The organism is Vibrio agarivorans (assembly GCF_030409635.1).
Classification (GTDB): Bacteria; Pseudomonadota; Gammaproteobacteria; order Enterobacterales; family Vibrionaceae; genus Vibrio; species Vibrio agarivorans.
In genome coordinates this window covers 622,576-647,380 of sequence record NZ_JAUFQF010000004.1, presented here as the reverse complement: position 1 = coordinate 647,380, position 24,805 = coordinate 622,576, and the positions used below count along the sequence as shown (strand labels likewise).

The 24,805-nt window shown below is 46.1% G+C and carries 38 protein-coding genes; 33 read left to right on the top strand and 5 right to left on the bottom strand.

The annotated features are described in order from the left end of the window. The first annotated feature begins 23 nt into the window (after positions 1–23). Positions 24–659: a flagellar protein MotX gene (gene motX, locus QWZ05_RS11490; protein ID WP_264874175.1), complete on the top strand. Its 636-nt coding sequence runs from the start codon at positions 24–26 to the stop codon at positions 657–659. Between the two features lie 95 nt (positions 660–754). Here the strand turns inward: motX and hmpA are convergent, their stop codons facing one another. Next, positions 755–1,954 carry an NO-inducible flavohemoprotein gene (gene hmpA, locus QWZ05_RS11485; RefSeq protein ID WP_290298476.1) on the bottom strand — a complete coding sequence of 400 codons (1,200 nt, stop codon included), beginning with the start codon at positions 1,952–1,954 and terminating at the stop codon, positions 755–757. 117 nt (positions 1,955–2,071) lie between these two features. On the opposite strand from hmpA, the gene nsrR reads away from it, so the two are divergent. The 31 genes from nsrR to rplQ all read left to right on the top strand — a co-directional run bounded on the left by nsrR (position 2,072) and on the right by rplQ (position 19,933). Then, positions 2,072–2,494, top strand: a complete 423-nt coding sequence (gene nsrR, locus QWZ05_RS11480; protein ID WP_264874172.1) for a nitric oxide-sensing transcriptional repressor NsrR — start codon at positions 2,072–2,074, stop codon at positions 2,492–2,494. Between the two features lie 101 nt (positions 2,495–2,595). Next, positions 2,596–5,070 carry a ribonuclease R gene (gene rnr, locus QWZ05_RS11475; RefSeq protein WP_290298473.1) on the top strand — a complete coding sequence of 825 codons (2,475 nt, stop codon included), beginning with the start codon at positions 2,596–2,598 and terminating at the stop codon, positions 5,068–5,070. A 14-nt stretch (positions 5,071–5,084) separates the two neighbouring features. Then, positions 5,085–5,822, top strand: a complete 738-nt coding sequence (gene rlmB / locus QWZ05_RS11470; RefSeq protein ID WP_289962225.1) for a 23S rRNA (guanosine(2251)-2'-O)-methyltransferase RlmB — start codon at positions 5,085–5,087, stop codon at positions 5,820–5,822. A 444-nt stretch (positions 5,823–6,266) separates the two neighbouring features. Beyond that, the gene (gene rpsJ / locus QWZ05_RS11465; RefSeq protein WP_001181007.1) at positions 6,267–6,578 is read left to right on the top strand and encodes a 30S ribosomal protein S10; all 312 of its coding nucleotides are present in this window, start codon (positions 6,267–6,269) and stop codon (positions 6,576–6,578) included. Between the two features lie 14 nt (positions 6,579–6,592). Further along, positions 6,593–7,222 carry a 50S ribosomal protein L3 gene (gene rplC, locus QWZ05_RS11460; protein WP_264874142.1) on the top strand — a complete coding sequence of 210 codons (630 nt, stop codon included), beginning with the start codon at positions 6,593–6,595 and terminating at the stop codon, positions 7,220–7,222. A gap of 17 nt (positions 7,223–7,239) precedes the next feature. After that, positions 7,240–7,842, top strand: a complete 603-nt coding sequence (gene rplD, locus QWZ05_RS11455; protein ID WP_047047613.1) for a 50S ribosomal protein L4 — start codon at positions 7,240–7,242, stop codon at positions 7,840–7,842. Further along, positions 7,839–8,141 (top strand): 50S ribosomal protein L23, encoded by a 303-nt coding sequence (rplW, locus tag QWZ05_RS11450; RefSeq protein WP_164647215.1) that lies wholly within the window; start codon positions 7,839–7,841, stop codon positions 8,139–8,141. Before rplD ends, rplW begins: the two co-directional genes overlap by 4 nt. A 16-nt stretch (positions 8,142–8,157) precedes the next feature. Continuing rightward, positions 8,158–8,982, top strand: coding sequence for a 50S ribosomal protein L2 (gene rplB, locus QWZ05_RS11445; protein ID WP_290298467.1), 825 nt, complete (start codon positions 8,158–8,160; stop codon positions 8,980–8,982). A gap of 21 nt (positions 8,983–9,003) precedes the next feature. Beyond that, complete coding sequence (gene rpsS, locus QWZ05_RS11440) at positions 9,004–9,282, top strand: 30S ribosomal protein S19 (protein ID WP_004736729.1); 279 nt, start codon at positions 9,004–9,006, stop codon at positions 9,280–9,282. 10 nt (positions 9,283–9,292) lie between these two features. Next, the gene (gene rplV / locus QWZ05_RS11435) at positions 9,293–9,625 is read left to right on the top strand and encodes a 50S ribosomal protein L22 (RefSeq protein WP_164647217.1); all 333 of its coding nucleotides are present in this window, start codon (positions 9,293–9,295) and stop codon (positions 9,623–9,625) included. Positions 9,626–9,641: 16 nt separating this feature from the next. Then, a complete protein-coding gene (gene rpsC, locus QWZ05_RS11430; protein ID WP_164647218.1) occupies positions 9,642–10,340 on the top strand; it encodes a 30S ribosomal protein S3 in 699 nt (232 codons plus the stop codon). Between the two features lie 11 nt (positions 10,341–10,351). Then, on the top strand, positions 10,352–10,762 hold the full coding sequence (rplP, locus tag QWZ05_RS11425; RefSeq protein WP_164647219.1) for a 50S ribosomal protein L16: 411 nt from the start codon (positions 10,352–10,354) through the stop codon (positions 10,760–10,762). Further along, a complete protein-coding gene (gene rpmC / locus QWZ05_RS11420) occupies positions 10,762–10,953 on the top strand; it encodes a 50S ribosomal protein L29 (protein WP_164647220.1) in 192 nt (63 codons plus the stop codon). Before rplP ends, rpmC begins: the two co-directional genes overlap by 1 nt. Further along, complete coding sequence (gene rpsQ, locus QWZ05_RS11415; RefSeq protein WP_164647221.1) at positions 10,953–11,207, top strand: 30S ribosomal protein S17; 255 nt, start codon at positions 10,953–10,955, stop codon at positions 11,205–11,207. Before rpmC ends, rpsQ begins: the two co-directional genes overlap by 1 nt. Before the next feature lie 162 nt (positions 11,208–11,369). Beyond that, positions 11,370–11,741 carry a 50S ribosomal protein L14 gene (gene rplN / locus QWZ05_RS11410; protein ID WP_006075569.1) on the top strand — a complete coding sequence of 124 codons (372 nt, stop codon included), beginning with the start codon at positions 11,370–11,372 and terminating at the stop codon, positions 11,739–11,741. Positions 11,742–11,753: 12 nt separating this feature from the next. Next, positions 11,754–12,071 carry a 50S ribosomal protein L24 gene (gene rplX / locus QWZ05_RS11405; RefSeq protein ID WP_164647222.1) on the top strand — a complete coding sequence of 106 codons (318 nt, stop codon included), beginning with the start codon at positions 11,754–11,756 and terminating at the stop codon, positions 12,069–12,071. A gap of 27 nt (positions 12,072–12,098) precedes the next feature. Next, positions 12,099–12,638, top strand: coding sequence for a 50S ribosomal protein L5 (gene rplE / locus QWZ05_RS11400; protein ID WP_164647223.1), 540 nt, complete (start codon positions 12,099–12,101; stop codon positions 12,636–12,638). A gap of 17 nt (positions 12,639–12,655) precedes the next feature. Continuing rightward, complete coding sequence (gene rpsN, locus QWZ05_RS11395) at positions 12,656–12,961, top strand: 30S ribosomal protein S14 (protein ID WP_004410442.1); 306 nt, start codon at positions 12,656–12,658, stop codon at positions 12,959–12,961. Between the two features lie 29 nt (positions 12,962–12,990). Beyond that, positions 12,991–13,383 (top strand): 30S ribosomal protein S8, encoded by a 393-nt coding sequence (rpsH, locus tag QWZ05_RS11390; RefSeq protein ID WP_264874083.1) that lies wholly within the window; start codon positions 12,991–12,993, stop codon positions 13,381–13,383. A 12-nt stretch (positions 13,384–13,395) separates the two neighbouring features. Further along, a complete protein-coding gene (gene rplF / locus QWZ05_RS11385; protein WP_264874082.1) occupies positions 13,396–13,929 on the top strand; it encodes a 50S ribosomal protein L6 in 534 nt (177 codons plus the stop codon). 9 nt (positions 13,930–13,938) lie between these two features. Beyond that, entirely contained in the window at positions 13,939–14,292 is a 354-nt protein-coding gene (gene rplR, locus QWZ05_RS11380) for a 50S ribosomal protein L18 (protein ID WP_264874080.1), read from the top strand. 14 nt (positions 14,293–14,306) lie between these two features. After that, positions 14,307–14,810, top strand: coding sequence for a 30S ribosomal protein S5 (rpsE, locus tag QWZ05_RS11375; RefSeq protein WP_005597103.1), 504 nt, complete (start codon positions 14,307–14,309; stop codon positions 14,808–14,810). A 7-nt stretch (positions 14,811–14,817) separates the two neighbouring features. Next, the gene (gene rpmD, locus QWZ05_RS11370; protein WP_264874078.1) at positions 14,818–14,994 is read left to right on the top strand and encodes a 50S ribosomal protein L30; all 177 of its coding nucleotides are present in this window, start codon (positions 14,818–14,820) and stop codon (positions 14,992–14,994) included. A 5-nt stretch (positions 14,995–14,999) separates the two neighbouring features. After that, on the top strand, positions 15,000–15,434 hold the full coding sequence (gene rplO / locus QWZ05_RS11365; protein ID WP_164647228.1) for a 50S ribosomal protein L15: 435 nt from the start codon (positions 15,000–15,002) through the stop codon (positions 15,432–15,434). Positions 15,435–15,455: 21 nt separating this feature from the next. Then, complete coding sequence (gene secY / locus QWZ05_RS11360; protein WP_264874076.1) at positions 15,456–16,790, top strand: preprotein translocase subunit SecY; 1,335 nt, start codon at positions 15,456–15,458, stop codon at positions 16,788–16,790. A 39-nt stretch (positions 16,791–16,829) separates the two neighbouring features. Beyond that, the gene (gene rpmJ / locus QWZ05_RS11355) at positions 16,830–16,943 is read left to right on the top strand and encodes a 50S ribosomal protein L36 (RefSeq protein WP_000868186.1); all 114 of its coding nucleotides are present in this window, start codon (positions 16,830–16,832) and stop codon (positions 16,941–16,943) included. Positions 16,944–17,090: 147 nt separating this feature from the next. Then, positions 17,091–17,447 carry a 30S ribosomal protein S13 gene (rpsM, locus tag QWZ05_RS11350; protein ID WP_164647230.1) on the top strand — a complete coding sequence of 119 codons (357 nt, stop codon included), beginning with the start codon at positions 17,091–17,093 and terminating at the stop codon, positions 17,445–17,447. Between the two features lie 18 nt (positions 17,448–17,465). Continuing rightward, on the top strand, positions 17,466–17,855 hold the full coding sequence (gene rpsK / locus QWZ05_RS11345; RefSeq protein WP_005597095.1) for a 30S ribosomal protein S11: 390 nt from the start codon (positions 17,466–17,468) through the stop codon (positions 17,853–17,855). Between the two features lie 27 nt (positions 17,856–17,882). After that, positions 17,883–18,503, top strand: a complete 621-nt coding sequence (gene rpsD / locus QWZ05_RS11340; RefSeq protein WP_264874020.1) for a 30S ribosomal protein S4 — start codon at positions 17,883–17,885, stop codon at positions 18,501–18,503. 24 nt (positions 18,504–18,527) lie between these two features. Next, positions 18,528–19,520, top strand: a complete 993-nt coding sequence (locus QWZ05_RS11335) for a DNA-directed RNA polymerase subunit alpha (RefSeq protein WP_164647232.1) — start codon at positions 18,528–18,530, stop codon at positions 19,518–19,520. A gap of 26 nt (positions 19,521–19,546) precedes the next feature. Continuing rightward, on the top strand, positions 19,547–19,933 hold the full coding sequence (gene rplQ / locus QWZ05_RS11330; RefSeq protein WP_031493230.1) for a 50S ribosomal protein L17: 387 nt from the start codon (positions 19,547–19,549) through the stop codon (positions 19,931–19,933). 102 nt (positions 19,934–20,035) lie between these two features. Here rplQ and QWZ05_RS11325 read toward each other — a convergent pair whose 3' ends face one another. Next, positions 20,036–20,515 (bottom strand): DUF2780 domain-containing protein, encoded by a 480-nt coding sequence (locus QWZ05_RS11325; RefSeq protein WP_290298452.1) that lies wholly within the window; start codon positions 20,513–20,515, stop codon positions 20,036–20,038. A 130-nt stretch (positions 20,516–20,645) separates the two neighbouring features. Then, positions 20,646–21,266 (bottom strand): BamJ family beta-barrel-assembly machinery protein, encoded by a 621-nt coding sequence (gene bamJ, locus QWZ05_RS11320; protein WP_264874013.1) that lies wholly within the window; start codon positions 21,264–21,266, stop codon positions 20,646–20,648. Positions 21,267–21,438: 172 nt separating this feature from the next. On the opposite strand from bamJ, the gene QWZ05_RS11315 reads away from it, so the two are divergent. Next, the gene (locus QWZ05_RS11315; protein ID WP_264874012.1) at positions 21,439–22,020 is read left to right on the top strand and encodes a LysM-like peptidoglycan-binding domain-containing protein; all 582 of its coding nucleotides are present in this window, start codon (positions 21,439–21,441) and stop codon (positions 22,018–22,020) included. Here the strand turns inward: QWZ05_RS11315 and QWZ05_RS11310 are convergent, their stop codons facing one another. Both QWZ05_RS11310 and QWZ05_RS11305 read right to left on the bottom strand, forming a co-directional pair. After that, positions 22,021–22,503, bottom strand: coding sequence for a GNAT family N-acetyltransferase (locus QWZ05_RS11310; protein ID WP_264874010.1), 483 nt, complete (start codon positions 22,501–22,503; stop codon positions 22,021–22,023). Between the two features lie 145 nt (positions 22,504–22,648). Further along, on the bottom strand, positions 22,649–24,610 hold the full coding sequence (locus tag QWZ05_RS11305) for a bifunctional 2',3'-cyclic-nucleotide 2'-phosphodiesterase/3'-nucleotidase (protein ID WP_290298448.1): 1,962 nt from the start codon (positions 24,608–24,610) through the stop codon (positions 22,649–22,651). Positions 24,611–24,805 lie beyond the last annotated feature (195 nt).

Here is a 24,805-nt window from a genome sequence, read left to right as displayed (position 1 = left end):
CCATTATAAATTGAGAGTGAGTGATGAAGCTTCGAGCCGTAGCCGCTTCTCTAATATTGGCTTTCAACAGTCAGTGGGCTTTCGCGAATGGCAGTGACATTGGCGAGCCAGTGCCGATATATAGTGAAGCAGAGCTGATCAAACTGATCGAACAAAATAAGCACCTTGAACGTGTCAAAGCCGATAACTGCCAGTTGGTGGAAGATATCGTGGCACGAGCAACGCGTATCAACTTGCCATCCTATGAGTTTCTCTATGGTGATATGTTAGCGTGGGGAGTGTGTGTTGACCAAGATGTCGAGCTGGGTCTCTACTACATGGAAAATGCGGCTCATCAAGGCCTGCCAACCGCACTAGAGCAGTTGGGACGATATTATTCGCGTGGTACTTTGGTACAGCAAGATCGAGAGCGCGCAATTCCTTACTTGCGAGAAGCGGCTTCGATGGGCAATCTCAATGCCAGAATTCAACTCGCTGAGTTACTTTTGCGTGACTTCGGCAGCCCACTCGATTACGAAGATGCCTATCGTTGGCTCTATAACTCTGTTACTGCGGATCAGCGTACTCACCGTCGCATCTCTATGCTAAGACAGGGTCTTGAGCAGCGTATGCCTGAGAACATCATTGCCAGAGCAAAGATGCGCGAAACGCGTTGGTAGTGAAAGCGGAAGCAATAGTCGCAGATATGATGAATTGAAAAGCCCGAACATGAATGTTCGGGCTTTGTCTTTATGGGCTTTGAGAGCGAGTCGAGTTAAACCACCTTATGTGGTCCGAAGCACTCATAATGGAATTGGTCTTGGCTGACACCAAGCGAAGTCAGTTGTTTTGCTACATGCTGCATGAAGCCAACAGGGCCACAGAAATACACCTGCACATTCGGCTGCTGCAGCGCTTGTTTCATGACATTCAGATCAATAAGGCCAGTGAAGGCATAATCTTTCTCTTTTTCATCGCTGGCGAGTGGTTGGTTGTACCAAACGTAACTGTCGAGGTTGCTGCGACTTTTGGTTAGCGTTTCAATATGCTGCTTAAAGGCATGTTGCTGGCTATTCTCTGCTGCGTGCAGCCAAGTGATAGGTGCAGTATGCTGTTCAAGGCTTTCGAGCATCGATAGCATGGGAGTTTGACCAACACCAGCAGAAATGAGCACCACCGGGGTTTCGGGCTCAACATCCAAGAAAAAGTCCCCTGCTGGTGGGGCCAACATAACGCGATCACCTAGGTTAAGGTGCTCATGCAGATAGTTAGAGACCTTGCCATCCCCCTCGCGTTTTACTGAGATGCGGTATTGGTCTGTTTGCGCAGCAGAGGAGAGGCTGTATTGACGGATCTCTTGGTTCTCAAGTAACTCTGAGTTGATATAAATACCAATATATTGGCCTGGCTTGTGAGCAGCGACAGTGCCGCCGTCGGTCGGCTTAAACATGAAGCTGGTGATAAATTCGCTCTCAACGCGCTTTTCCACTAATTCAAACTCACGTTGTCCACGCCAACCTCCCGAGAGAGATTCATTTTGCTGATAAATTTGCTCTTCGCGTTGAATAAAGATGTCAGCGAGTAGGCCATAAGCTTCTCCCCACGCATCCAAGACCTCTTGACCGGGAGAAAATAACTCATCAATAGTGGCCAACAGATGCTGACCTACAATGGCGTATTGTTCGGCAGTAATCAGAAAGCTTGTGTGCTTCTGCGCGATTTTTTCAACCGCGGGCAGAAGTACTTCCAGATTATCGATGTTGTTAGCGTAGGCACAGACAGCATTGAATAGCGCTTCGCGTTGCGCGCCTGAACTGGCTTCATCTTGACGCTGATGGCTCATATTAAAGGTGTCTTTGAGCTCCGGGTGATGACGGAACATACGTTCATAGAAATGAGCAGTGAGTTTTGGACCTGTTTGAGCGAGAAGAGGGGCGGTCGACTTGACGATCTCAATGGTATTGTTGCTAAGCATGGTGGCTTCCTTTGATTACTTTAAACGTGCATTTTTAATATATGTTATAGTTGCATCTTACATATATCTTTTACGTAAGAAAAGCTTTAATATTTCGCCCCTATTGAGGAAAGCGATATGCATTTAACCAGTTTTACAGACTACTCACTGCGCACATTGATTTATCTAGCGTCTCTACCACAGGGTGAATTGACCAATATCACTCATGTGACGGAGCTATTTGGTGTGTCTCGAAATCATATGGTCAAAGTGATTAACCGTCTTGGTCAATTAGAGTATATCGAAACCGTACGTGGTAAGAATGGCGGTATTCGCCTATTAAAACCTGCGCATGAAATCAAAGTAGGGCAGGTAGTTAGAGATATTGAACCGATGACACTGGTCAATTGCTCGAGTGAGTTTTGTCATATCACCCCTGCTTGTCGTCTCAAAGACAAGCTTAACCAAGCAAAGCTTGCTTTTCTTGCTGAGCTCGATGACTGCTCTATACAGTCTCTCATTTCTGATAATGCAGAGCTTGTGACACTGCTTAAATTGTAAAATTAAGTCTGCACATTGCAGACGAGACTTTCCTAAAATATTTCTGGGAGTTAGCTATGTTATACTAGCTCCATATCCCCCCTAACTATTTAGGCCTGCCTATGTCTGATAATAATAACCATCAAGACCCTTTTGCTGATCGTGAATCACAGAATTATGAAAACCCTGTTCCAAGTCGAGAGTTCATTCTAGAGTTTCTCGAGCGAGCGGGTGTCCCAATGAACCGTAATGATCTGTTTGATGCACTTGAACTCAACGGCGAAGAGCAGTACGAAGGTCTGCGTCGTCGACTACGAGCAATGGAGCGCGATGGACAACTGGTGTTTACAAGACGCCAGTGTTACGCACTGCCCGACAAACTAGAAATGGTTAAAGGGTATGTGATTGGTCACAAAGATGGTCATGGCTGGGTAAGACCAGAGGGGAGCGTTGGCAAAGATAACGATGTTGTTTTGCCACACCATCAAATGAAAAACCTAATTCACGGTGACTTTGTCTTGGTGCAACCGACGGACAACAGTAAACGCGGTCGCCGTGAAGGTCGTCTTGTGCGCGTGTTGGAAGAGCGTAATACTCAAATTGTTGGCCGCTTCTTCCTCGAATACGGCTATTCGTATGTTGTGCCGGACGATTCTCGCATCAGCCAAGATATTCTTATCCCAAATGAGCACAAGGCAGGCGCTCGTATGGGTAACGTTGTGGTGATTGAGATCACTGACCGTGGCACACGTTCACGTGGCATGACAGGTAAAGTTGTCGAGGTGCTGGGTGAGAACATGGCACCGGGGATGGAAACACAGATAGCTATCCGCACTCACCAAATTCCTCACGAATGGCCACAAGAAGTCGACAAGCAGATCTCAGGTTTGGGTGAAGAAGTGCCAGAAGAGGCCAAAGTGGGACGTGTCGACCTGCGAGAGCTGCCGCTGGTAACGATTGATGGTGAAGATGCCCGAGATTTTGATGATGCCGTCTACTGTGAAGCGAAGAAAAGCGGCGGTTGGCGCCTGTGGGTAGCCATCGCGGATGTCAGTTACTATGTGCGTCCAGATACTGCATTGGACAAAGAGGCTGTTGAGCGCGGTAACTCGGTCTACTTCCCATCACAAGTTGTTCCTATGCTGCCGGAAGTGTTATCAAATGGCCTTTGCTCGCTGAACCCACAGGTGGATCGCTTGTGTATGGTGTGTGAGATGACCATTTCATCGACCGGTAAGCTTTCGGGTTACAAGCACTATGAAGCCGTGATGAATTCACATGCGCGCCTGACCTATAACAAGGTGAACGCGATACTGGAAGGAGATGAAGAGCTAGGTGCGCGCTATGAGCCATTGATTCCTCATCTTCAAGAGCTTCATAAAATGTACAAGGTTCTCAAACAGGCGCGTGATAATCGAGGCGCGATTGAATTTGAGACCATAGAAACCAAGTTTATCTTTAATGCGGAGCGTAAAATTGACCGTATTGAACCGGTTATTCGTAACGACGCTCATAAAATCATTGAAGAGTGTATGATTTTGGCCAATATCGCCTCTGCGTCTTTGGTTGAAAAGGCAAAAGAGCCTGCGTTGTACCGTATCCACGAATCACCAGGAGAACTAAAGCTACAGGGCTTTAGAGATTTTCTTGGTGAGTTAGGTTTAGAGCTCAAGGGTGGTCTTGAACCATCACCAACGGATTACGCAGAACTCGTTCATAAAATTAGCGAGCGCCAGGATAAAGAGCTTATCCAAACCATGTTGCTGCGCTCATTGAAGCAAGCAGTATACAACGCTGATAATGCAGGCCACTTTGGTCTTGCGCTTAAACGTTATGCGCACTTTACTTCGCCGATTCGTCGTTACCCAGATCTATTGCTCCATCGTGCGATTAAATACTTAATCGCCAAGCAAGCGGGTACCAATAAAGATCGCTGGACACCGACGGGGGGCTTCCACTATTCGTTTGATGATATGGATGTCTTTGGTAAGCAATGCTCAATGACGGAACGCCGAGCAGATGATGCAACGCGTGAGGTTGCAGATTGGCTCAAGTGTGAATACATGCAAGACCATGTAGGTGAAGAACTAGAAGGCGTGATTGCCAACGTGACCAGCTTTGGTTTCTTTGTACGTCTGACGGATCTGCATATTGATGGCCTAGTGCATATTTCTAATCTTGCGAACGACTATTACCAGTACGACCCGATTGGTCAGCGCTTAATCGGTGAGAGCTTTGGCTTGATATATCGCTTGGGTGATGCAGTCAAAGTTAAGGTGCTATCGGTAAACCTAAACGATAAGCAAATTGACTTTGAATTAGTAGAGACAAGTCGTAAGCTACGCGGCAAAGGAAAAACAGCTAAGAAACGTGCGGCGGATGCGCAAAAGAAAGCAAAAGCGAAAAAGCGTGCATCGACCAAGGCCGGTTCTCGCACAAAAGCTGTTCCTTTAATCGAACCGACGGTAAGACCTGATGGCTCGAAAGCGAATGAAAGCAAAGGACGAGCAGATAAAGCGAAGAAGAAAAGTAAGGGCAAGAAGGTGCGCCAAAAGAAAACGGGCAGCCCTAACGTAAAAAGCCGTGGTCAAAAATAGTTAGAGAGTAGAACATGAGCAACGAATTTATTTATGGTATCCACGCAGTAAAAGCAGTACTTGAGCGTGAGCCAGAGCGTTTTATTGAAGCGTTCGTCCTTAAAGGGCGTCAAGACGATCGTTTGATGCCGATTCTTAACGAACTGCAGGTGTGTGGTGTGTCTATCCAACAAATGACACGCAAAACACTGGATGACAAAGCCCGCGGAGCAAACCACCAAGGGATTATGGCCCGTGTTAAGCCTGCGAAACAGCTAAATGAAAACGACCTCGATGCTATCGTAGCGAGTCAAGAGCAGCCGCTCCTGCTCATTCTTGACGGAGTCACTGATCCGCATAACTTGGGTGCATGTCTGCGTAATGCCGATGCAGCAGGCGTGGCAGCAGTCATCGTGCCAAAAGACAAGTCAGCGCCAATGACCGCAACGGTTAGTAAAGTAGCGTGTGGCGCAGCAGAAGCCGTACCACTAGTTCGTGTGACTAACTTGGCTCGTACAATGCGTGCATTGCAAGAGCAAGGTGTCTGGATCGCAGGTACAGCGGGTGAAGCAACACACGACATCTATCAAGCGAAACTGACGGGTCCACTTGCAATTGTCATGGGCGCTGAAGGTGATGGTATGCGTCGACTGACTCGTGAAACCTGTGATGACCTAATCAAGATTCCAATGGCAGGCAGCGTTTCCAGCCTAAACGTCTCTGTCGCATCGGGTATCTGTCTGTTTGAAGCGGTTCGTCAGCGCGCACTGTAACGCGCTGTGTAAGGTTGAGCTCAGCTTGATGAAATACAAGAGCGTAGCGTATGAGTCGCTGCGCTCTTTGTCTTAACTTTTCTCTGATATCCCCTCAAAAACAAGCACTAAAAATTATTCCGTTTAATTTTCAAACAGTGCTTGCAAGCCAAAGTGTGATCTGTATAATACGGCCCACTGGTTAAGCCAGTTGTGAACCAATGAGCATCGAGGAGTAAGCTTTACTTATTACGGTAAGTGCTTAGTAATGTAAACTCAGCTTATGTTCGCAGTTAATACAATTAGTTCTCTGTCTTCGGATGGAAAGAGTTAATCGAAAATTAACTGACAATGCTTCCTAACTTTGGAGGCTACGGTTTCACATAAATCAATCGTACATTCTCTCGCCTTAGCGAGTCTGAGTGGCGATATTGTTTGTGTAATTAATAATTGGAGCTCTGTCTCATGCAGAACCAACGTATTCGTATCCGCCTAAAAGCTTTCGATTACAAACTAATCGACGCTTCTACTGCGGAAATCGTTGAAACGGCTAAGCGCACTGGCGCACAGGTTCGTGGTCCAATCCCACTACCTACTCGTAAAGAGCGTTTCACAGTTCTTATCTCTCCACACGTTAACAAAGATGCGCGTGATCAGTACGAAATTCGTACTCACAAGCGTCTGATCGACATCGTTGAACCAACTGACAAGACTGTAGATGCTCTTATGCGTCTAGACCTTGCTGCTGGTGTTGATGTTCAAATCAGCCTAGGTTAAGGGAGATTAGAAGAATGATTGGTCTAATCGGTCGTAAAGTGGGTATGACCCGCGTATTTACTGAAGAAGGCGTTTCTATCCCAGTAACTGTTGTTGAAGTAGAAGCTAACCGTGTTTCTCAAGTTCGTACACTTGAGACTGACGGCTACTCAGCAATCCAGGTAACTACTGGTGCTAAGAAAGCTAACCGCGTTACTAAACCAGAAGCAGGTCACTTCGCGAAAGCAGGTGTTGAAGCTGGTCGTGGTCTTTGGGAATTCCGTTTGGAAAACGGTGAAGAGTTCGAAGTTGGCGCTGAGCTAACAGTTGAACTATTCAACGAAACTAAGAAAGTAGACGTTACTGGTACATCTAAAGGTAAAGGCTTCCAAGGCGCTGTTAAGCGTTGGAACTTCTCTACTCAAGATATGACTCACGGTAACTCATTGTCTCACCGTGCACCGGGTTCAATTGGCCAATGTCAAACTCCAGGTCGCGTGTTCAAAGGCAAGAAAATGGCAGGTCACATGGGTGCTGAGCGTGTAACGACTCAAAACCTAGAGATCGTACGTGTTGACGCTGAGCGTAACTTGCTTCTTATTAAAGGTGCAGTTCCAGGCTCAACAGGCGGCAACGTGATCGTTAAACCAGCTGTTAAAGCATAACGTCTCAGGAGTAAGTAATGGAACTAATGGTTAAAGGTGCTGATGCACTAACTGTTTCCGAAGCTACTTTCGGACGTGAGTTTAACGAAGCTCTTGTACACCAAGTAGTTGTTGCATACGCAGCAGGTGCTCGTCAAGGTACTCGTGCTCAAAAAACACGTTCAGAAGTTTCTGGCGGTGGCGCTAAGCCATGGCGCCAAAAAGGTACTGGCCGTGCACGTGCTGGTACAATCCGTAGCCCAATCTGGCGTACAGGTGGTGTTACTTTTGCTGCGAAACCACAAGATCACAGCCAAAAAGTAAACAAAAAAATGTACCGTGGTGCTATGAAAAGCATTCTTTCTGAGCTTGTTCGTCAAGAGCGTCTAATCGTTGTTGATAACTTCTCAGTAGAAGCACCAAAGACTAAAGAGCTTGTAGCTAAGCTTAAAGAGCTTGAGCTAACAGACGCGCTTATCGTGACTAGCGAAGTAGATGAGAATCTATTCCTAGCTGCTCGTAACCTATACAAAGTTGACGCACGTGACGTTGCTGGTATCGATCCAGTATCTCTAATCGCGTTCGACAAAGTTGTTATTACTGCAGAAGCAGTTAAGCAAGTTGAGGAGATGCTAGCATGATCACTGAAGAGCGTATCCTAAAAGTTCTACGTGCCCCGCACATCTCTGAAAAAGCAACTATGGCAGCTGAGAAAGCGAACACTATCGTTTTCAAAGTAGCTAAAGATGCAACTAAAAAAGAGATCAAAGCAGCTGTAGAAAAGCTATTTGAAGTTGAAGTTAAGTCTGTAAATACTCTTATCACTAAGGGTAAGACCAAACGTCAAGGTCTACGCCAAGGTCGCCGCAGCGACGTTAAGAAAGCGTACGTTACTTTGGCTGAAGGTCAAGATCTTGACTTCGTTGGCGGCGCGGAATAACAGGAGTAGTTAAACAATGGCTATTGTTAAATGTAAGCCGACTTCCCCTGGTCGTCGTCACGTAGTAAAAGTTGTTAACGCTGACCTTCACAAAGGTAAGCCATACGCACCACTTCTAGAGAAAAACTCTAAGAACGGTGGTCGTAACAACAACGGTCGTATCACAGTACGTCACATTGGTGGCGGTCATAAGCACCATTACCGTGTAATTGACTTCAAACGTACTAAAGATGGCATCCCAGCGAAAGTTGAGCGTCTAGAATACGATCCAAACCGTAGCGCAAACATTGCTCTAGTTCTGTACGCAGACGGTGAGCGTCGCTACATCATCGCACCTAAAGGCATTGCTGCTGGTGACCAAGTTCAATCTGGTGTTGATGCACCGATTAAAGCTGGTAACACGCTTCCAATGCGCAACATCCCAGTAGGTTCAACTGTACACTGTGTTGAACTTAAGCCTGGTAAAGGTGCACAAATTGCTCGTTCTGCAGGTGCATACGCACAGATCGTCGCTCGCGACGGTGCATATGTAACTCTACGCCTACGTTCAGGTGAGATGCGCAAAGTACTATCAGAAGGCCGTGCAACAATCGGTGAAGTTGGTAATGCTGAGCACATGCTACGTGAACTAGGTAAAGCTGGTGCTAACCGCTGGCGCGGTGTTCGTCCAACCGTTCGTGGTGTTGTGATGAACCCAGTAGACCACCCACACGGTGGTGGTGAAGGCCGTACTTCTGGTGGTCGTCATCCAGTATCTCCTTGGGGTCAGCCAACTAAAGGCTTTAAGACTCGTAAGAACAAGCGCACTGACAAGTACATCGTACGTCGTCGTAACAAGTAATCTATTTAAAGAGGAATCGCCATGCCACGTTCTCTCAAGAAAGGTCCATTTATTGACCTACACTTGCTGAAGAAGGTAGAGAAAGCGGTGGAAAGCGGAGACAAAAAGCCTATTAAGACTTGGTCCCGTCGCTCAATGATCATCCCTACGATGATCGGTTTGACCATCGCTGTCCATAATGGTCGTCAGCACGTACCAGTATTCGTAACCGAAGAAATGATCGGTCACAAACTGGGCGAATTCGCACCAACTCGTACTTACCGCGGCCACGCTGCGGATAAGAAAGCTAAGAAGAAATAGGGAGTAGATAATGGAAGCTTTAGCTAAACATAACTTTGCTCGCATTTCTCCACAGAAAGCTCGCCTTGTAGCGGATCAAATCCGTGGCAAGTCAGTTGATCAAGCTCTAGAAATCTTGACTTTCAGCAACAAAAAAGCTGCTGAACTAATCAAGAAAGTTCTTGAATCAGCAATCGCGAACGCTGAGCACAACGAAGGTGCAGATATCGACGATCTAAATGTCGCTAAAATCTTCGTAGATGAAGGCCCTATCATGAAGCGTATTATGCCTCGTGCTAAAGGCCGTGCGGACCGTATCTTGAAGCGTTCTTGCCACATCACTGTTGTTGTTGCAGACGCTTAAGACTAGGAGATAAGCAATGGGTCAGAAAGTACATCCTAATGGTATTCGTCTTGGCATCGTTAAGCCTTGGAATGCTACATGGTTTGCTAACACCAAAGATTTCGCTGACAACCTAGACGGCGACTTCAAGGTACGTCAGTTCCTTACTAAGGAACTAGCGAAAGCGTCTCTATCACGCATCGTTATCGAGCGTCCTGCTAAGAGCATCCGTGTGACTATTCACACAGCTCGTCCAGGCGTAGTAATCGGTAAGAAAGGTGAAGACGTTGAGAAACTACGTGCAGCTGTAGCTAAAATTGCAGGTGTACCAGCTCAAATCAACATCGCTGAAGTACGCAAGCCTGAGCTTGATGCACAGCTAGTTGGTGATAGCATCGCGTCTCAGCTAGAGCGTCGTGTTATGTTCCGTCGTGCTATGAAGCGCGCGGTACAGAACGCTATGCGTCTAGGCGCTAAAGGTATCAAAGTGGAAGTAAGTGGTCGTCTAGGCGGCGCTGAAATCGCACGTTCAGAGTGGTACCGTGAAGGTCGTGTGCCTCTACACACTCTACGTGCTGACATTGATTACGCAACTTCTTCGGCTCACACTCAATACGGTGTGATCGGCATTAAGACTTGGATCTTCAAAGGTGAGATCCTAGGCGGTATGCCAGCAGCTAACGCTGTAGAGCCTAAAGGCGATAAGCCTAAGAAGCAGCGTAAAGGCCGTAAGTAAGGAGTCGAACGATGCTACAACCAAAACGTACTAAGTTCCGCAAGGTTCAGACTGGTCGTAACCGTGGTCTAGCGAAAGGCACAGAAGTAAGCTTCGGCGAATTCGGTCTTAAAGCTGTTGGCCGTGGTCGTATCACTGCTCGTCAAATCGAAGCGGCTCGTCGTGCTATGACACGTCACATCAAACGTCAAGGCCAAATCTGGATTCGTATCTTCCCAGACAAGCCGATTACTGAAAAACCTCTTGAAGTTCGTCAAGGTAAAGGTAAAGGTAACGTTGAGTACTGGGTTGCACAAATCCAGCCAGGTAAGGTTATGTACGAAATGAACGGCGTATCTGAAGAGTTGGCACGTGAAGCGTTCCGCCTAGCGGCTCGTAAACTGCCTATCAAAACAACATTTGTAACTAAGCAGGTGATGTAATGAAAGCACAAGAGCTACGCGAAAAAAGCGTTGAAGAACTTAACGCTGAGCTATTGAATTTGCTACGTGAGCAGTTCAACTTGCGCATGCAAGCTGCAACTGGTCAGCTACAGCAGACTCATACTCTTAAAGCTGTACGTCGTGATATCGCACGTGTTAAAACCGTATTGACTGAGAAGGCAGGCGCATAATGAGCGACAAAATCCGTACTTCATTTGGTCGTGTAGTTAGCAACAAGGCAGACAAGTCTATCACTGTTGCTATCGAGCGCATGGTTAAACACCCAATTTACGGTAAATTCGTAAAGCGCACGACTAAAGTTCACGCACATGACGAGAACAACGAGTGTGGCCTAGGCGATACTGTTGAAATTCGTGAGTGTCGTCCAATGTCTAAGACTAAGTCTTGGACTTTGGTAAAAGTTGTAGAAAAAGCGAAGATTTAATCTTGCTAATTCTATGATATTTAAGCGGCTCCAAATATTTTTTTGGGGCCGCTTATTTTTTGTCTACCCAATCACAAAAAAGGGTGGTACAATTCGCGTCCCTTTTAAAGAGGCAGCCCGACCCGAGAGGGTCTAGTTTTAATATTTAGCGGAGCACTAACAATGATCCAAATGCAAAGTACACTTGACGCTGCAGATAACTCTGGCGCGCGCAAGGTAATGTGTATTAAGGTTCTGGGTGGCTCACACCGTCGTTACGCACACATCGGCGACATCATCAAAGTTACTGTGAAAGAAGCAATTCCTCGCGGTAAAGTTAAAAAAGGTGATGTTCTGAAGGCGGTAGTAGTTCGCACCCGTAAAGGCGTACGTCGTCCAGACGGTTCTGTCATTCGCTTCGACCGTAATGCTTGTGTATTGTTGAACGACACTACTGAGCAACCAGTCGGCACTCGTATCTTTGGCCCAGTGACTCGTGAACTTCGTAACGCGAAATTCATGAAGATTGTATCACTGGCTCCAGAAGTACTATAAGGAGCACTAAAGATGGCAGCTAAAATCCGTCGTGATGACGAAGTAATCGTTCTTGCTGGTAAAGATAAAGGCAAGAAAGGTAAAGTAACTAAGGTTCTAGCAACTGGTAAAGTTATCGTAGAAGGTATCAACCTAGTTAAGAAGCACCAGAAACCTGTTCCAGCTATGGGTATCCAAGGCGGTATCGTAGAGCAGGAAGCAGCAATCGACGCTTCTAACGTGGCTATCTTCAACGCAGCTACTGGTAAAGCTGACCGTATTGGTTTCCGTATTGAAGACGGTAAGAAAGTTCGTTTCTTTAAGTCTAACGGCGAAACCATTTCTAACTAATTAATAGAAGTAATTTGGAGTTCTACTATGGCGAAACTGCATGATTACTACAAGTCGTCTGTAGTCGCTGAGCTTACCAAAGAGTTCGGCTACACAAGCGTCATGCAAGTCCCTAGAATCGAAAAGATCACCCTTAACATGGGTGTAGGTGAAGCAATCAACGATAAGAAACTTCTAGAAAACGCAGCTGCGGATATGGCAACGATCTCTGGTCAAAAGCCACTTATCACTAAAGCGCGTAAATCTGTTGCAGGTTTCAAAATTCGTGAAGGCTACCCAATCGGTTGTAAAGTAACCTTGCGTGGCGAACGTATGTGGGATTTTCTTGAGCGTTTGATTAACATCGCTCTTCCACGTGTACGTGACTTCCGTGGTGTTAGCGCTAAGTCTTTTGACGGACGCGGTAACTACAGCATGGGCGTTCGCGAGCAAATCATCTTTCCGGAAATCGACTTTGATAAAGTTGATCGAGTACGCGGTCTAGACATCACTGTAACGACGTCTGCTGGTACTGATGCGGAAGGCCGTGCTCTGCTGGCTGCCTTTAACTTCCCATTCCGTAAGTAAGGTGAAGGGTTACTGTTATGGCTAAAAATTCAATGAAAGCACGTGAAGCAAAGCGTGCGAAGCTAGTAGCTAAGTTCGCTGAGAAGCGTGCTGCTCTTAAAGCTATCATTAGCGATGTAAATGCATCAGAAGAAGATCGTTGGAATGCGGTTCTTACACTGCAATCTCTTCCACGTGATTCAAGTGCGTCACGTCAGCGCAACCGTTGTAACCAAACTGGTCGTCCACACGGTTACCTACGTAAGTTCGGTCTAAGCCGTATTAAAGTTCGTGAAGCTTGCATGAAAGGCGAGATTCCTGGACTTCGTAAGGCTAGCTGGTAATTGCCACTTAATCATTTGGAGTAAATCATATGAGCATGCAAGATCCGATTTCGGATATGCTGACCCGTATTCGTAACGGTCAAGCAGCAAATAAAGTTGCTGTTAAAATGCCTTCTTCAAAGCTTAAAGTTGCAATTGCTGCACTACTTAAAGCTGAAGGTTACATCGTAGATTTCGCTGTTGAAGGCGAAGTTAAACCTGAGCTAGAAGTTACTCTTAAGTACTTCCAAGCTAAACCAGTTATCGAGCAACTTAAACGTGTTTCTCGTCCAGGTCTGCGCGTTTACAAGAAGAAAGATCAACTTCCTTCTGTAATGGGTGGCCTTGGTGTTGCTGTTGTTTCAACTTCCAAGGGTCTTATGTCAGACCGCGCTGCTCGCAAAGCAGGTCTTGGTGGTGAAATCATCTGCTACGTAGCGTAATAGGAGTAGAATATGTCTCGTGTTGCTAAAGCACCTGTCGCTATTCCAGCTGGCGTAGAGGTGAAACTAAACGGCCAAGAAGTTACTGTAAAAGGTGCTAAAGGCGAACTTTCTCGCGTTCTTAACGACGCAGTAGTTATCGCTCAGGAAGAAAACAACCTTACTTTTGGTCCTAAAGAAGGTGTTGCTAACGCATGGGCTCAAGCAGGTACTGCTCGCGCTCTAGTTAACAACATGGTTGTTGGTGTTACTGAAGGGTTCACTAAGAAGCTAACACTTAAGGGTGTAGGTTACCGTGCTGCTATCAAAGGCAACTCTGTAGCTCTAACTCTAGGCTTCTCTCACCCAGTAGAGCACGAACTTCCAGAAGGTATCAAAGCAGAGTGTCCAAGCCAAACTGAAATTGTTATCACTGGTTGCGATAAGCAAGCAGTTGGTCAAGTTGCGGCTGACATTCGTTCTTACCGTGAGCCTGAGCCTTATAAAGGTAAAGGTGTTCGTTACGCAGATGAAAATGTGCGTACTAAAGAAGCTAAGAAGAAGTAAGGTAACACTATGGATAAGAAAGCATCTCGCATCCGTCGTGCTACACGCGCACGTCGTAAGATTGCAGAACTTGGTGCAACTCGCCTGGTAGTACACCGTACTCCTCGCCACGTTTACGCACAAGTTATCGCGGCAAACGGCTCTGAGGTTATCGCAGCTGCTTCTACTGTAGAAAAAGCGATCCGTGAGCAATTGAAATACACTGGTAACATCGATGCAGCTAAAGCAGTAGGTAAAGCTGTTGCTGAGCGCGCTCTTGAAAAAGGCGTTTCTGCTGTTGCATTCGATCGCTCTGGTTTCCAATACCACGGCCGTGTGGCTGCGCTAGCAGAAGCTGCTCGCGAAGCTGGTCTGAAATTCTAAGGTAGGGTTGGAAGATGGCTAAAGAACAACAAGTTCAAGCGAATGATTTGCAAGAAAAGCTAATCGCTGTTAACCGTGTATCAAAAACGGTTAAAGGCGGTCGAATCATGAGCTTTACTGCACTAACAGTAGTTGGTGACGGTAACGGTCGCGTAGGTTTCGGTTACGGCAAAGCTCGTGAAGTACCTGCAGCGATTCAAAAAGCAATGGAAAAAGCACGTCGTAATATGACTACGATCGCGCTTAACGAAGGCACACTTCACCACCCGGTGAAAGGTCGCCACTCGGGCTCTAAAGTTTACATGCAGCCTGCTGCTGAAGGTACTGGTGTTATCGCAGGTGGTGCGATGCGTGCAGTTCTTGAAGTTGCTGGTGTACACAACGTACTATCTAAAGCATACGGTTCTACGAACCCTATCAACATCGTTCGTGCAACGATCGATGCACTAGGTAGCGTGAAGTCGCCAGAAATGGTTGCTGCTAAACGTGGTCTAACTGTTGAATCTATTTCGGAGTAAGAACACAATGGCAACTATTAAAGTAACTCAAACTAAAAGCTCAATTGGTCGCCTACCTAAGCACAAACTGTGCTTGAAAGGTCTTGGCCTTCGTAAAATCAACCACACAGTAGAACTTGAAGACACGCCTGCAGTTCGCGGCATGATCAACAAGGTTTTCTACATGGTTAAAGTTGAGGAGTAATCAGAATGCGTTTGAATACTCTATCACCGGCTGCGGGTTCTAAGCCTTCTAAGAAGCGCGTAGGTCGTGGTATCGGTTCTGGCCTTGGTAAAACAGGTGGCCGTGGTCACAAAGGTCAAAAGTCACGTTCTGGCGGTTCAGTTCGTCCAGGTTTTGAAGGCGGTCAAATGCCTCTTAAACAACGTCTACCTAAATTCGGTTTCACTTCTCGTAAGAGCCTAGTGTCTGCTGAAGTTCGTCTAGCTGAGCTAGCGAAAGTAACAGGTGACGTAGTTGATCTTAACAGCCTTAAAGCAGCTAACATCATCACTAAGAACATCGAATTCGTTAAAGTTGTTCTTTCTGGTGAAATCAACAAAGCTGTGACTGTTAAAGGTCTACGCGTGACAAAAGGCGCTAAAGCTGCAATCGAAGCTGCTGGCGGTAAAATCGAAGAATAATCTTCGTTAGGAAAGGTACAGATGGCTAAAAAACCAGGACAAGATTTTAGTAGTGCGAAAAATGGATTAGCGGAGTTGAAGTCGCGTCTTCTATTCGTATTAGGGGCTCTTATTGTATTCCGCGCCGGCTCTTTCGTACCACTGCCTGGTATTGATGCGGCTGTACTTGCCGATTTGTTCGAACAGCAAAAAGGTACCATCGTTGAAATGTTTAACATGTTCTCCGGTGGTGCTCTTGAGCGTGCATCTATATTTGCGTTGGGCATCATGCCGTATATTTCGGCTTCGATTGTTGTCCAACTGCTTACTGTAGTTCACCCAGCGTTAGCTGAACTCAAGAAAGAGGGTGAAGCTGGCCGTCGTAAGATAAGCCAATATACACGCTACGGCACGCTTGTACTTGCAACATTCCAAGCTATTGGTATTGCAACTGGCCTACCAAACATGGTCAATAATCTGGTTGTTATCAACCAAACCATGTTTACGCTAATTGCTACCGTAAGTTTAGTAACCGGTACCATGTTCTTGATGTGGTTAGGTGAACAAATTACAGAGCGTGGAATCGGTAATGGTATTTCCATTCTGATTTTTGCAGGTATTGTTGCTGGATTGCCATCGGCAATCGGTCAAACAATCGAGCAGGCGCGTCAAGGTGAATTGCATGTACTTCTTCTGTTGTTGATTGCAGTATTAGCTTTTGCTGTTATCTACTTCGTTGTTTTCATGGAGCGTGGTCAACGTCGAATCGTTGTTAACTATGCGAAGCGTCAACAAGGTCGTAAGGTATTTGCAGCACAAAGCACTCACTTGCCATTGAAAATTAATATGGCTGGTGTAATTCCTGCAATCTTCGCATCGAGCATTATTTTGTTCCCAGGAACATTAGCTCAATGGTTTGGTCAAAACGGTGAGAGCAGCGCGTTCGGTTGGTTAACTGACGTGTCATTAGCACTTAGCCCAGGTCAGCCGTTGTATGTTATGCTTTATGCTGCAGCAATTATCTTCTTCTGTTTCTTCTACACGGCGTTGGTTTTCAACCCGCGTGAGACAGCAGATAACTTGAAGAAGTCAGGTGCATTCGTACCCGGTATCCGCCCAGGCGAGCAGACAGCTAAATATATTGATAAAGTCATGACGCGTTTAACCCTAGCGGGTGCGTTATACATTACCTTTATATGTCTGATTCCCGAGTTCATGATGGTCGCGTGGAACGTACGTTTCTACTTCGGCGGTACATCTCTACTAATCGTAGTAGTTGTTATTATGGACTTTATGGCACAGGTACAGACTCATATGATGTCACAACAATATGATTCTGTGTTGAAAAAAGCGAATCTGAAAGGTTACGGCCGTTAATTCGGCGGTAACTTCAGAGTTCAATTACGGAGTTTAGCAATGAAAGTTCGTGCTTCCGTTAAAAAAATCTGCCGTAACTGTAAAGTAATCAAGCGCAACGGTGTTGTTCGCGTGATTTGCAGTGAGCCAAAGCACAAACAGCGCCAAGGCTAATTAGCAGAAATTTTTACTTGAAATGTGAGGTAGTGACGAGTATATTACTCGCCCTACCTTTTGCGTGCAAAAGAAGTAGTATCCCGCAGCGTATCCATAACGGGCTTTGCTGCGGCTAATTCTTTTATGAAACACTAGGAGTGAATAATGGCCCGTATAGCAGGCATTAACATTCCTGATCAAAAACATGCTGTAATCGCGCTTACTGCGATTTACGGCATCGGTAAGACTCGCTCTCAAGCTATTCTAGCTGAAGTGGGTATTGCTGAAGATGTTAAGATCAGTGAACTATCTGATGAACAGATCGATCAACTGCGTGATGGTGTAGCTAAATACACTGTAGAAGGTGATCTACGTCGTGAAGTATCTATGAACATCAAGCGTCTTATGGACCTTGGCTGTTACCGTGGTCTTCGTCATCGTCGCAGTCTACCACTACGTGGACAGCGTACTAAAACCAACGCTCGCACCCGCAAGGGTCCGCGTAAGCCGATCAAGAAATAATCGGGAAGGTAGAGTACAATGGCTAAACAACCAACTCGCGCGCGTAAACGCGTTCGCAAACAAGTTGCAGACGGTGTTGCGCACATCCATGCTTCTTTTAATAACACAATCGTAACTATTACTGACCGTCAAGGTAACGCTCTAGCATGGGCTACTGCAGGTGGTTCAGGTTTCCGTGGTTCTCGTAAGTCTACTCCGTTCGCTGCACAGGTTGCTGCTGAGCGTTGTGCTGAAATGGCTAAAGAATACGGTCTAAAGAACTTGGAAGTTATGGTTAAGGGTCCTGGTCCAGGTCGTGAATCTACTGTTCGCGCTCTGAATGCAGCTGGTTACCGCATCACAAACATTGTTGATGCTACACCAATCCCTCATAACGGTTGTCGTCCACCTAAGAAACGTCGCGTATAACGTTTCTAGGATAATTGGAGAAGAATCATGGCAAGATATTTGGGTCCTAAGCTGAAGCTTAGCCGTCGCGAAGGTACTGACTTATTCCTTAAGTCTGGTGTACGCGCGATCGATACCAAGTGTAAAATTGATAACGCACCAGGTGTACACGGCGCTCGTCGCGGTCGTCTATCTGAGTATGGCGTTCAGCTTCGTGAGAAGCAAAAAGTTCGTCGTATCTACGGCGTTCTAGAAAAACAATTCCGTAACTACTACAAAGATGCTGCACGTCTTAAAGGCAACACAGGTGAGAACCTGCTTCAGCTTCTAGAAGGTCGTCTAGACAACGTAGTTTACCGTATGGGCTTTGGTGCTACTCGCGCTGAATCTCGTCAGCTAGTTAGCCACAAAGCTATCCTAGTTAACGGTAACGTTGTAAATGTTCCTTCTTTCAAAGTTGCGGCTAACGACGTTGTTTCTATTCGCGAGAAAGCTAAAAAGCAAGCTCGTGTTAAAGCGGCTCTAGAAGTTGCTGAACAACGTGAAAAACCAACTTGGATTGAAGTAGATGCTGGTAAGATGGAAGGTACATTCAAGCGTATGCCTGAGCGTTCAGATCTATCTGCTGACATCAACGAACAATTGATCGTCGAGCTTTACTCTAAGTAAGGTTTAAACTAAAGAGAGGACACAATGCAGGGTTCTGTAACAGAATTTCTTAAGCCACGTCTTGTTGATATCGAACAAATCAGCACGACTCACGCAAAAGTAACTCTTGAGCCATTAGAGCGTGGTTTTGGCCATACTCTTGGTAATGCACTTCGCCGTATTCTACTATCTTCTATGCCAGGTTGTGCTGTCACTGAAGTAGAGATTGAAGGCGTACTACACGAATACAGCACTAAAGAAGGTGTTCAGGAAGATATTCTTGAAGTTCTTCTTAACCTTAAAGGTCTTGCTGTTCGCGTTGCCGAAGGCAAAGATGAAGTGTTTATTACGTTGAACAAATCAGGCTCAGGCCCTGTGGTTGCAGGTGACATCACCCATGATGGTGATGTAGAGATCGTAAACCCTGAACACGTAATTTGTCACTTAACGGATGACAATGCTGAGATCGCTATGCGTATCAAAGTAGAACGTGGTCGTGGTTACGTTCCAGCTTCAGCTCGTATTCATACCGAAGAAGATGAGCGTCCAATTGGTCGTTTGCTTGTAGACGCGACTTACAGCCCAGTAGACAAAATTGCCTACGCGGTTGAAGCAGCTCGTGTTGAACAGCGTACTGACTTGGACAAGCTTGTTATCGATATGGAAACGAACGGTACTCTTGAACCTGAGGAAGCAATCCGTCGCGCAGCAACAATTCTTGCTGAGCAATTGGATGCGTTCGTAGATCTTCGTGATGTACGTGTACCTGAGGAGAAGGAAGAGAAGCCAGAATTCGATCCGATCCTACTGCGTCCTGTAGACGATCTTGAACTAACAGTTCGCTCTGCTAACTGTTTGAAAGCAGAAGCGATTCACTACATCGGTGATCTTGTACAGCGCACTGAGGTTGAGCTACTTAAAACGCCTAACCTTGGTAAAAAATCTCTTACTGAGATTAAAGACGTACTTGCATCACGTGGTCTTTCTCTGGGCATGCGCCTAGAAAACTGGCCACCAGCGTCTATCGCTGAAGATTAATCGATACTAGTTAGAAGGATTAGGTCATGCGCCATCGTAAGAGTGGTCGTCAACTCAACCGCAACAGCTCACATCGCAAAGCGATGTTCAGCAATATGGCTAGCTCTCTAGTACGTCATGAAGTTATCAAGACTACTTTGCCAAAAGCAAAAGAGCTACGTCGCGTAGTTGAGCCTTTGATTACACTAGCTAAGACTGACAGTGTTGCTAACCGTCGTCTAGCATTTGCACGTACTCGTGATAACGAAGTAGTTGCAAAACTATTTAACGAATTAGGTCCACGTTTTGCTGCTCGTCAGGGCGGTTACACTCGTATCCTAAAAGCTGGCTTCCGTGCTGGTGATAAAGCTCCAATGGCTTACATTGAGCTTGTAGATCGCCCTGAAGCATCTGAAGAAGCTGCTGCTGAGTAATCTCAGTTTCGTTTAGCTAAAAAGCCGAGCATATAATGCTCGGCTTTTTTGTATCTTTTGTCTGTCCTTGAATACGATTCCCGCCCTTAAATAAGTTGATACTTACTGCCACAAACTCCCCAGAGAGCTAAGTAGCCCTTCACTTGCACCTTGATCGGTTAAGTAACCGAGAATGACCGGCGCAAACTGAGTCACCATTGAAGCGTCTAAGCCTACGGCTTCAAATACGCTTGTTACAGCATCTAGATTTTCTATCGAGCCGAGCATACTTGAAACGCCCCCCATCTCCGAGAGCCCCGGTATCAGTGACATTAGCTCACTGCTGTTATCCGATGACAGTTGACTTTGAGCAAGTGATAATAGTGCGCCTGAACCTGTCGCAGCCTGTTCGGGTGACACTGAAAGTTGACTAGAGAGTAAATCGGATAGTGGTGATGATGCGGAGTCAGACATCGCACTGGATGCCATTCCCATTAAGTCATTTGCACTCTCTGTGTCACTGCTGTCGAGTGAATCGAGAAAAGCAAAACTGCTTGAAGAAAATATGAGTAGAGAAGTACAAACGAGGCTTGTTGCTTTCATGGTCTCTCCTTGAGCGGCTTTCGCCTTATTGAGTTTGGTCTGACGATAACGTTTTCGTTTTTGTTGTTCCTATAGTTTAGACAAAAAAAAGCGACGCAGTTGCGTCGCTTAAATAAAACCATCTGCTTAATTACAGGATGTCTAGTAGCTCTACTTCGAACACTAGAGCAGCAAACGGAGGGATAGCAGCGCCAGCGCCGCGCTCACCGTATGCTAGGTCTTGAGGAATGTATAGTTTCCACTTAGAGCCTACAGGCATTAGTTGTAGTGCTTCAACCCAACCTTTGATAACACCCGTTACTGGGAACTCTGCTGGTTGGCCGCGAGATACTGAGCTGTCGAATACTGTACCGTCAGTTAGCTCACCGTGGTAGTGAACGCGAACTTGCTTGTCAGAAGTTGGGATTTCACCTGTACCTTCTGTGATGATCTCATATTGAAGACCAGATTCAAGAACCGTTACTTCTGAGCGAAGAGCGTTATCTTTAAGGAACGCTTCACCGTCAGCTGCAGCAGCTTTAGCTGCTTCTTGGCGAGCGGCTTCAACGCGAGTGTGAAGCTCTTGAAGTGCGTTGTTGATTTCATCAACTTCGATTGCTGGCATATCGCCTGTTAGTGCCGTTGCGATACCAGCAGCGATTGCGTCAACGTTTAGACCTTCTAGACCTGAACCAGCTAGTTGTTGGCCCATTTGAAGACCGATACCGTAGCTTGCTTTTTGCTCTACAGTTTCAAATTTAACTTCAGACATTCTGTCACTCTCTTTGTTAGTTGAACCGAAAAGGATAACAGGTATCTTGTGTCAATCAAGCGTGAAACAGTGCTAAGTTCAAACTATCAGAGGTGACTTTAGGGATTATCTTTCGATATACTGTTTGTCTATAAGCCGAGTCGGTTTGACGGTATTTTTAGGGAAAGATGGGATGAATCGTCGTCGCAAAAAGCGCCAACAACAAGATCCACTTGAATCAGTGAAAAAGCAGTTCCACGCCTTTGATTGGCGGGTGGCCTTTACGTCAGTTCGCGATCGTGTCGAGCCTGTTTGGATGCGCTTACCTCAGTTACACCGACGTATCCTTATGGTATTGGTCCCAGTCGTGCTCATTTTGCTTTTGTTGCCGTCAGGCGGGGGATCAACATCAGAAACTTCGGTACAGAGCGCGTCGACCAGTCGAATTGAAATTCCAATCAATACTCAAAGCTTAAGTACAAGAGAACAAGCAAGTACCACTCAAGCAGCAGAGCCTGCGTGGCAAGATTACACCGTCAAACAAGGCGATACTCTTGCAAAGATCTTCCGCAATCAAGGGTTCCCCATGGCTGACTTAAACACGTTAGTGCGTATCGAGGGTGACGATCAACCACTGAGTCGCCTGCGCCAAGGTCAACTTGTCCGTTTTAAGCGCACACCAGAAGGTGCGTTGGATATTATCCAGCTCGACTCTCCTCAAGGTGCAGTGATCTTTTTCCGTCTTTCCGATGGTGGCTTTGGGCGCAGTAAGTAATTAATTGTGTTTGGTTGGGTTTCTCACCATATCGATGTGTGGGATCCCATCCTCTAGATACATCTCGCTGCAACGAATAAACCCGTGTTGATGATAGTAGCCTTTGAGATGTTGCTGCGCACCAATCTTGATCTCCAGCTCATTTGGCCACAAGGTTTCACAACTCTCTATCGCACGTCTTAATAGCTCATGGCCAAGTTTATCTGCGCGGTAGGCTTGCGCCACAATCACACGTCCAATACTTGGTGCCGAGTAGCTCAGCCCAGTAGGGAGCACCCGACAGTATGCCGCAATATCACCATTCACCATGCCAACGATATGGCGAACCTCAGAGTGATGATCTTTATTATCGAGCTCTGGGTAAGGGCAGTTCTGCTCAACAACGAAAACATCGACTCTTAATTTCATGATCTGGTAGAGCTGGTGATTATCTAGCTGTGCAAAACTCAGCGTTTGCCACTCGGCCTTGGATTGAGATTTCATTACTTACCTTGGATTGAATTGATTGGCATTAGAGTAATAAAAAAAGCAGCGTTACAAAAGTAACACTGCTTTTTGAGCAATTAACTCGTATTCCATTCAAGGCCTATAAAGCCCAGGGAATTTTCGGTTGTCTAGTAGTCAGCGTCTACTTTGTTAGGTCGATGCTGTAAATCGCAAAGCCTACTTCATCGGTTGCAACGCGTTTCGTCGGATATTGGCTACGCTCTTCGATGAATTTAGCGGCTTTTTCACTCGGTGACGTTTCAAAGCGTACGTCGAGTTTTGCTTCAGTGGCAATTGGTGCAAACGACCAATTATTGTCAGCACTTGGTACGACTTGTCCCTTCTCTGCACTAACACGCGAGATGTAGTTCGCTAGAACAGTGCGGTTTTCATCTGGGGCTTCAAACGCAATAAACTCTTCACCTGTACCGGGGAATGCGTTGCTGAAAGCGCGGTAGTTGTTGGTTGCAATAATGAAGCTTTGCTTGGTATCGATTGGTTTACCCTGATAAGTCAGATTCACGATACGTTGTGAGTCTTCATTGATGACATTACAGCCGCCATCGTACTTCGCAGGTTGCGTCACATCGATTTGGTACTCGACACCATCAATTACGTCGAAGTTATAGGTTCTAAAGTCATCCCAATTGATCAAACTTTGAGGTTGGCTAGAGGTTTTATCGATAGTGTTGAACTGTCCAGCACTGCATTCAAGCCACTCTTTCACCTCGTGGCCCGTTACTTTTAGCGCCACTAGGGTATTTGGATATAGGTATAGGTCAGCAGCATTACGGAAGGTAAGCTGGCCCGACTCGACTTCTGTAAAGTTGTTTGGATCGTTTTTACGCCCACCAACTTTAAATGGTGCCGCAGCTGAAAGAACCGGAATACCATCAAGGTCAGGGTCACCTTGGATCATGCGCTCAACATAATCAGTTTGTGCGAGATTGACGATCTGAATTGTTGGGTCATCTTGTACCAAGGCGAGGAAGCTATACATTACATCGCTTGCTTTACCAATCGGTTGATTAACAAACTCACGAGTCCCTTTGTGGTCGTCAGCAACGGCTGCAACAATCGCTTCATCGGCTGCCGCAAGAGATTTCTGCTCTGATTTGTTGTAGATAGCACGCGCTTCTGAACGACCATCAATCACTGACCATTGGCCATCTGATTGCTTCAAAGTGAGGTCCATAATCCCCACGTGGCTACCCCAACGACCTGGCATCACCGCTGTTACGCCGTTCACTTGGCCTTTTTCAACATTGATGCCTTGGATATCGGCGAAGTCATTACTTGGGAATACCGCATGGGCGTGACCAAAGGCGATGGCATCAATGCCCTCAACCTCAGAGAGATAGAGCGTCGAGTTCTCTGCACCCAGTTTGTATGGATCAGTTGAAATGCCAGAGTGAGGGATGGCAATAATTACTTCTGCGCCCTGCGCTTTCATTTCTGGTACGAGCTGCTCAGCGCTCTCTTTGATGTCTTGTGCAAAGACCTGACCTTCTAGGTTGGCTTTATCCCAAACCATAATTTGTGGTGGAACAAAGCCGATATAGCCGACTTTTACCGTGTGTTCTTTTCCGTTTTCATCTTTGAACTGGTATGGCTGAATTAAGTATGGCTTAAAGTAATGCTCGCCGGTTTTCTTGTCGTATACGTTCGCACTGATATAAGGGAAGTTCGCGCCCTCTAGCGTGGCTGCGAGAAAGTCTAGACCAAAGTTAAACTCGTGGTTACCGATGTTTGCAACATCGTAGTCCATTAGGTTCATTGCTTTATAAACTGGGTGAATATCACCCGGCTTAACGCCTTTAGCCGCCATGTAATCACCCATAGGGCTGCCTTGAATCAGGTCACCATTGTCCACAAGTACGCTATTTTCGACTTCCGCTCGGGCTTCTTTGACTAAGGTTGCCGCACGAGAAAGGCCGATTTGCTTAGAAGGTGCATCGCGGTAGTAGTCGTAATCCATCACGTTAGTATGGATGTCGGTAGTTTCGATAATACGTAGCTTAATGGTTTCGGCCATTACAGGGCTAGCCATAGTAAGCATGCCAGTCAAGACGGCTAAAGAAAGAGGTTTTGCTGCAAGTGTCATTGCGTTCTCCAAGCAAACAGAGGGAATGGAATTGAATCGCGGTTAATGTATCAATTTTAGTGCTCTATTTGTTTTTCTTGCAGGTTTTTTCGTGAGTTAGATCATTCGTTGGCGTGTAAAAATGTGAATTAAATGAAGTGATTTTAACTCTCTTTCCTTTCTCTTATCATCTTTGTGTATAAAAAATGAAATTTT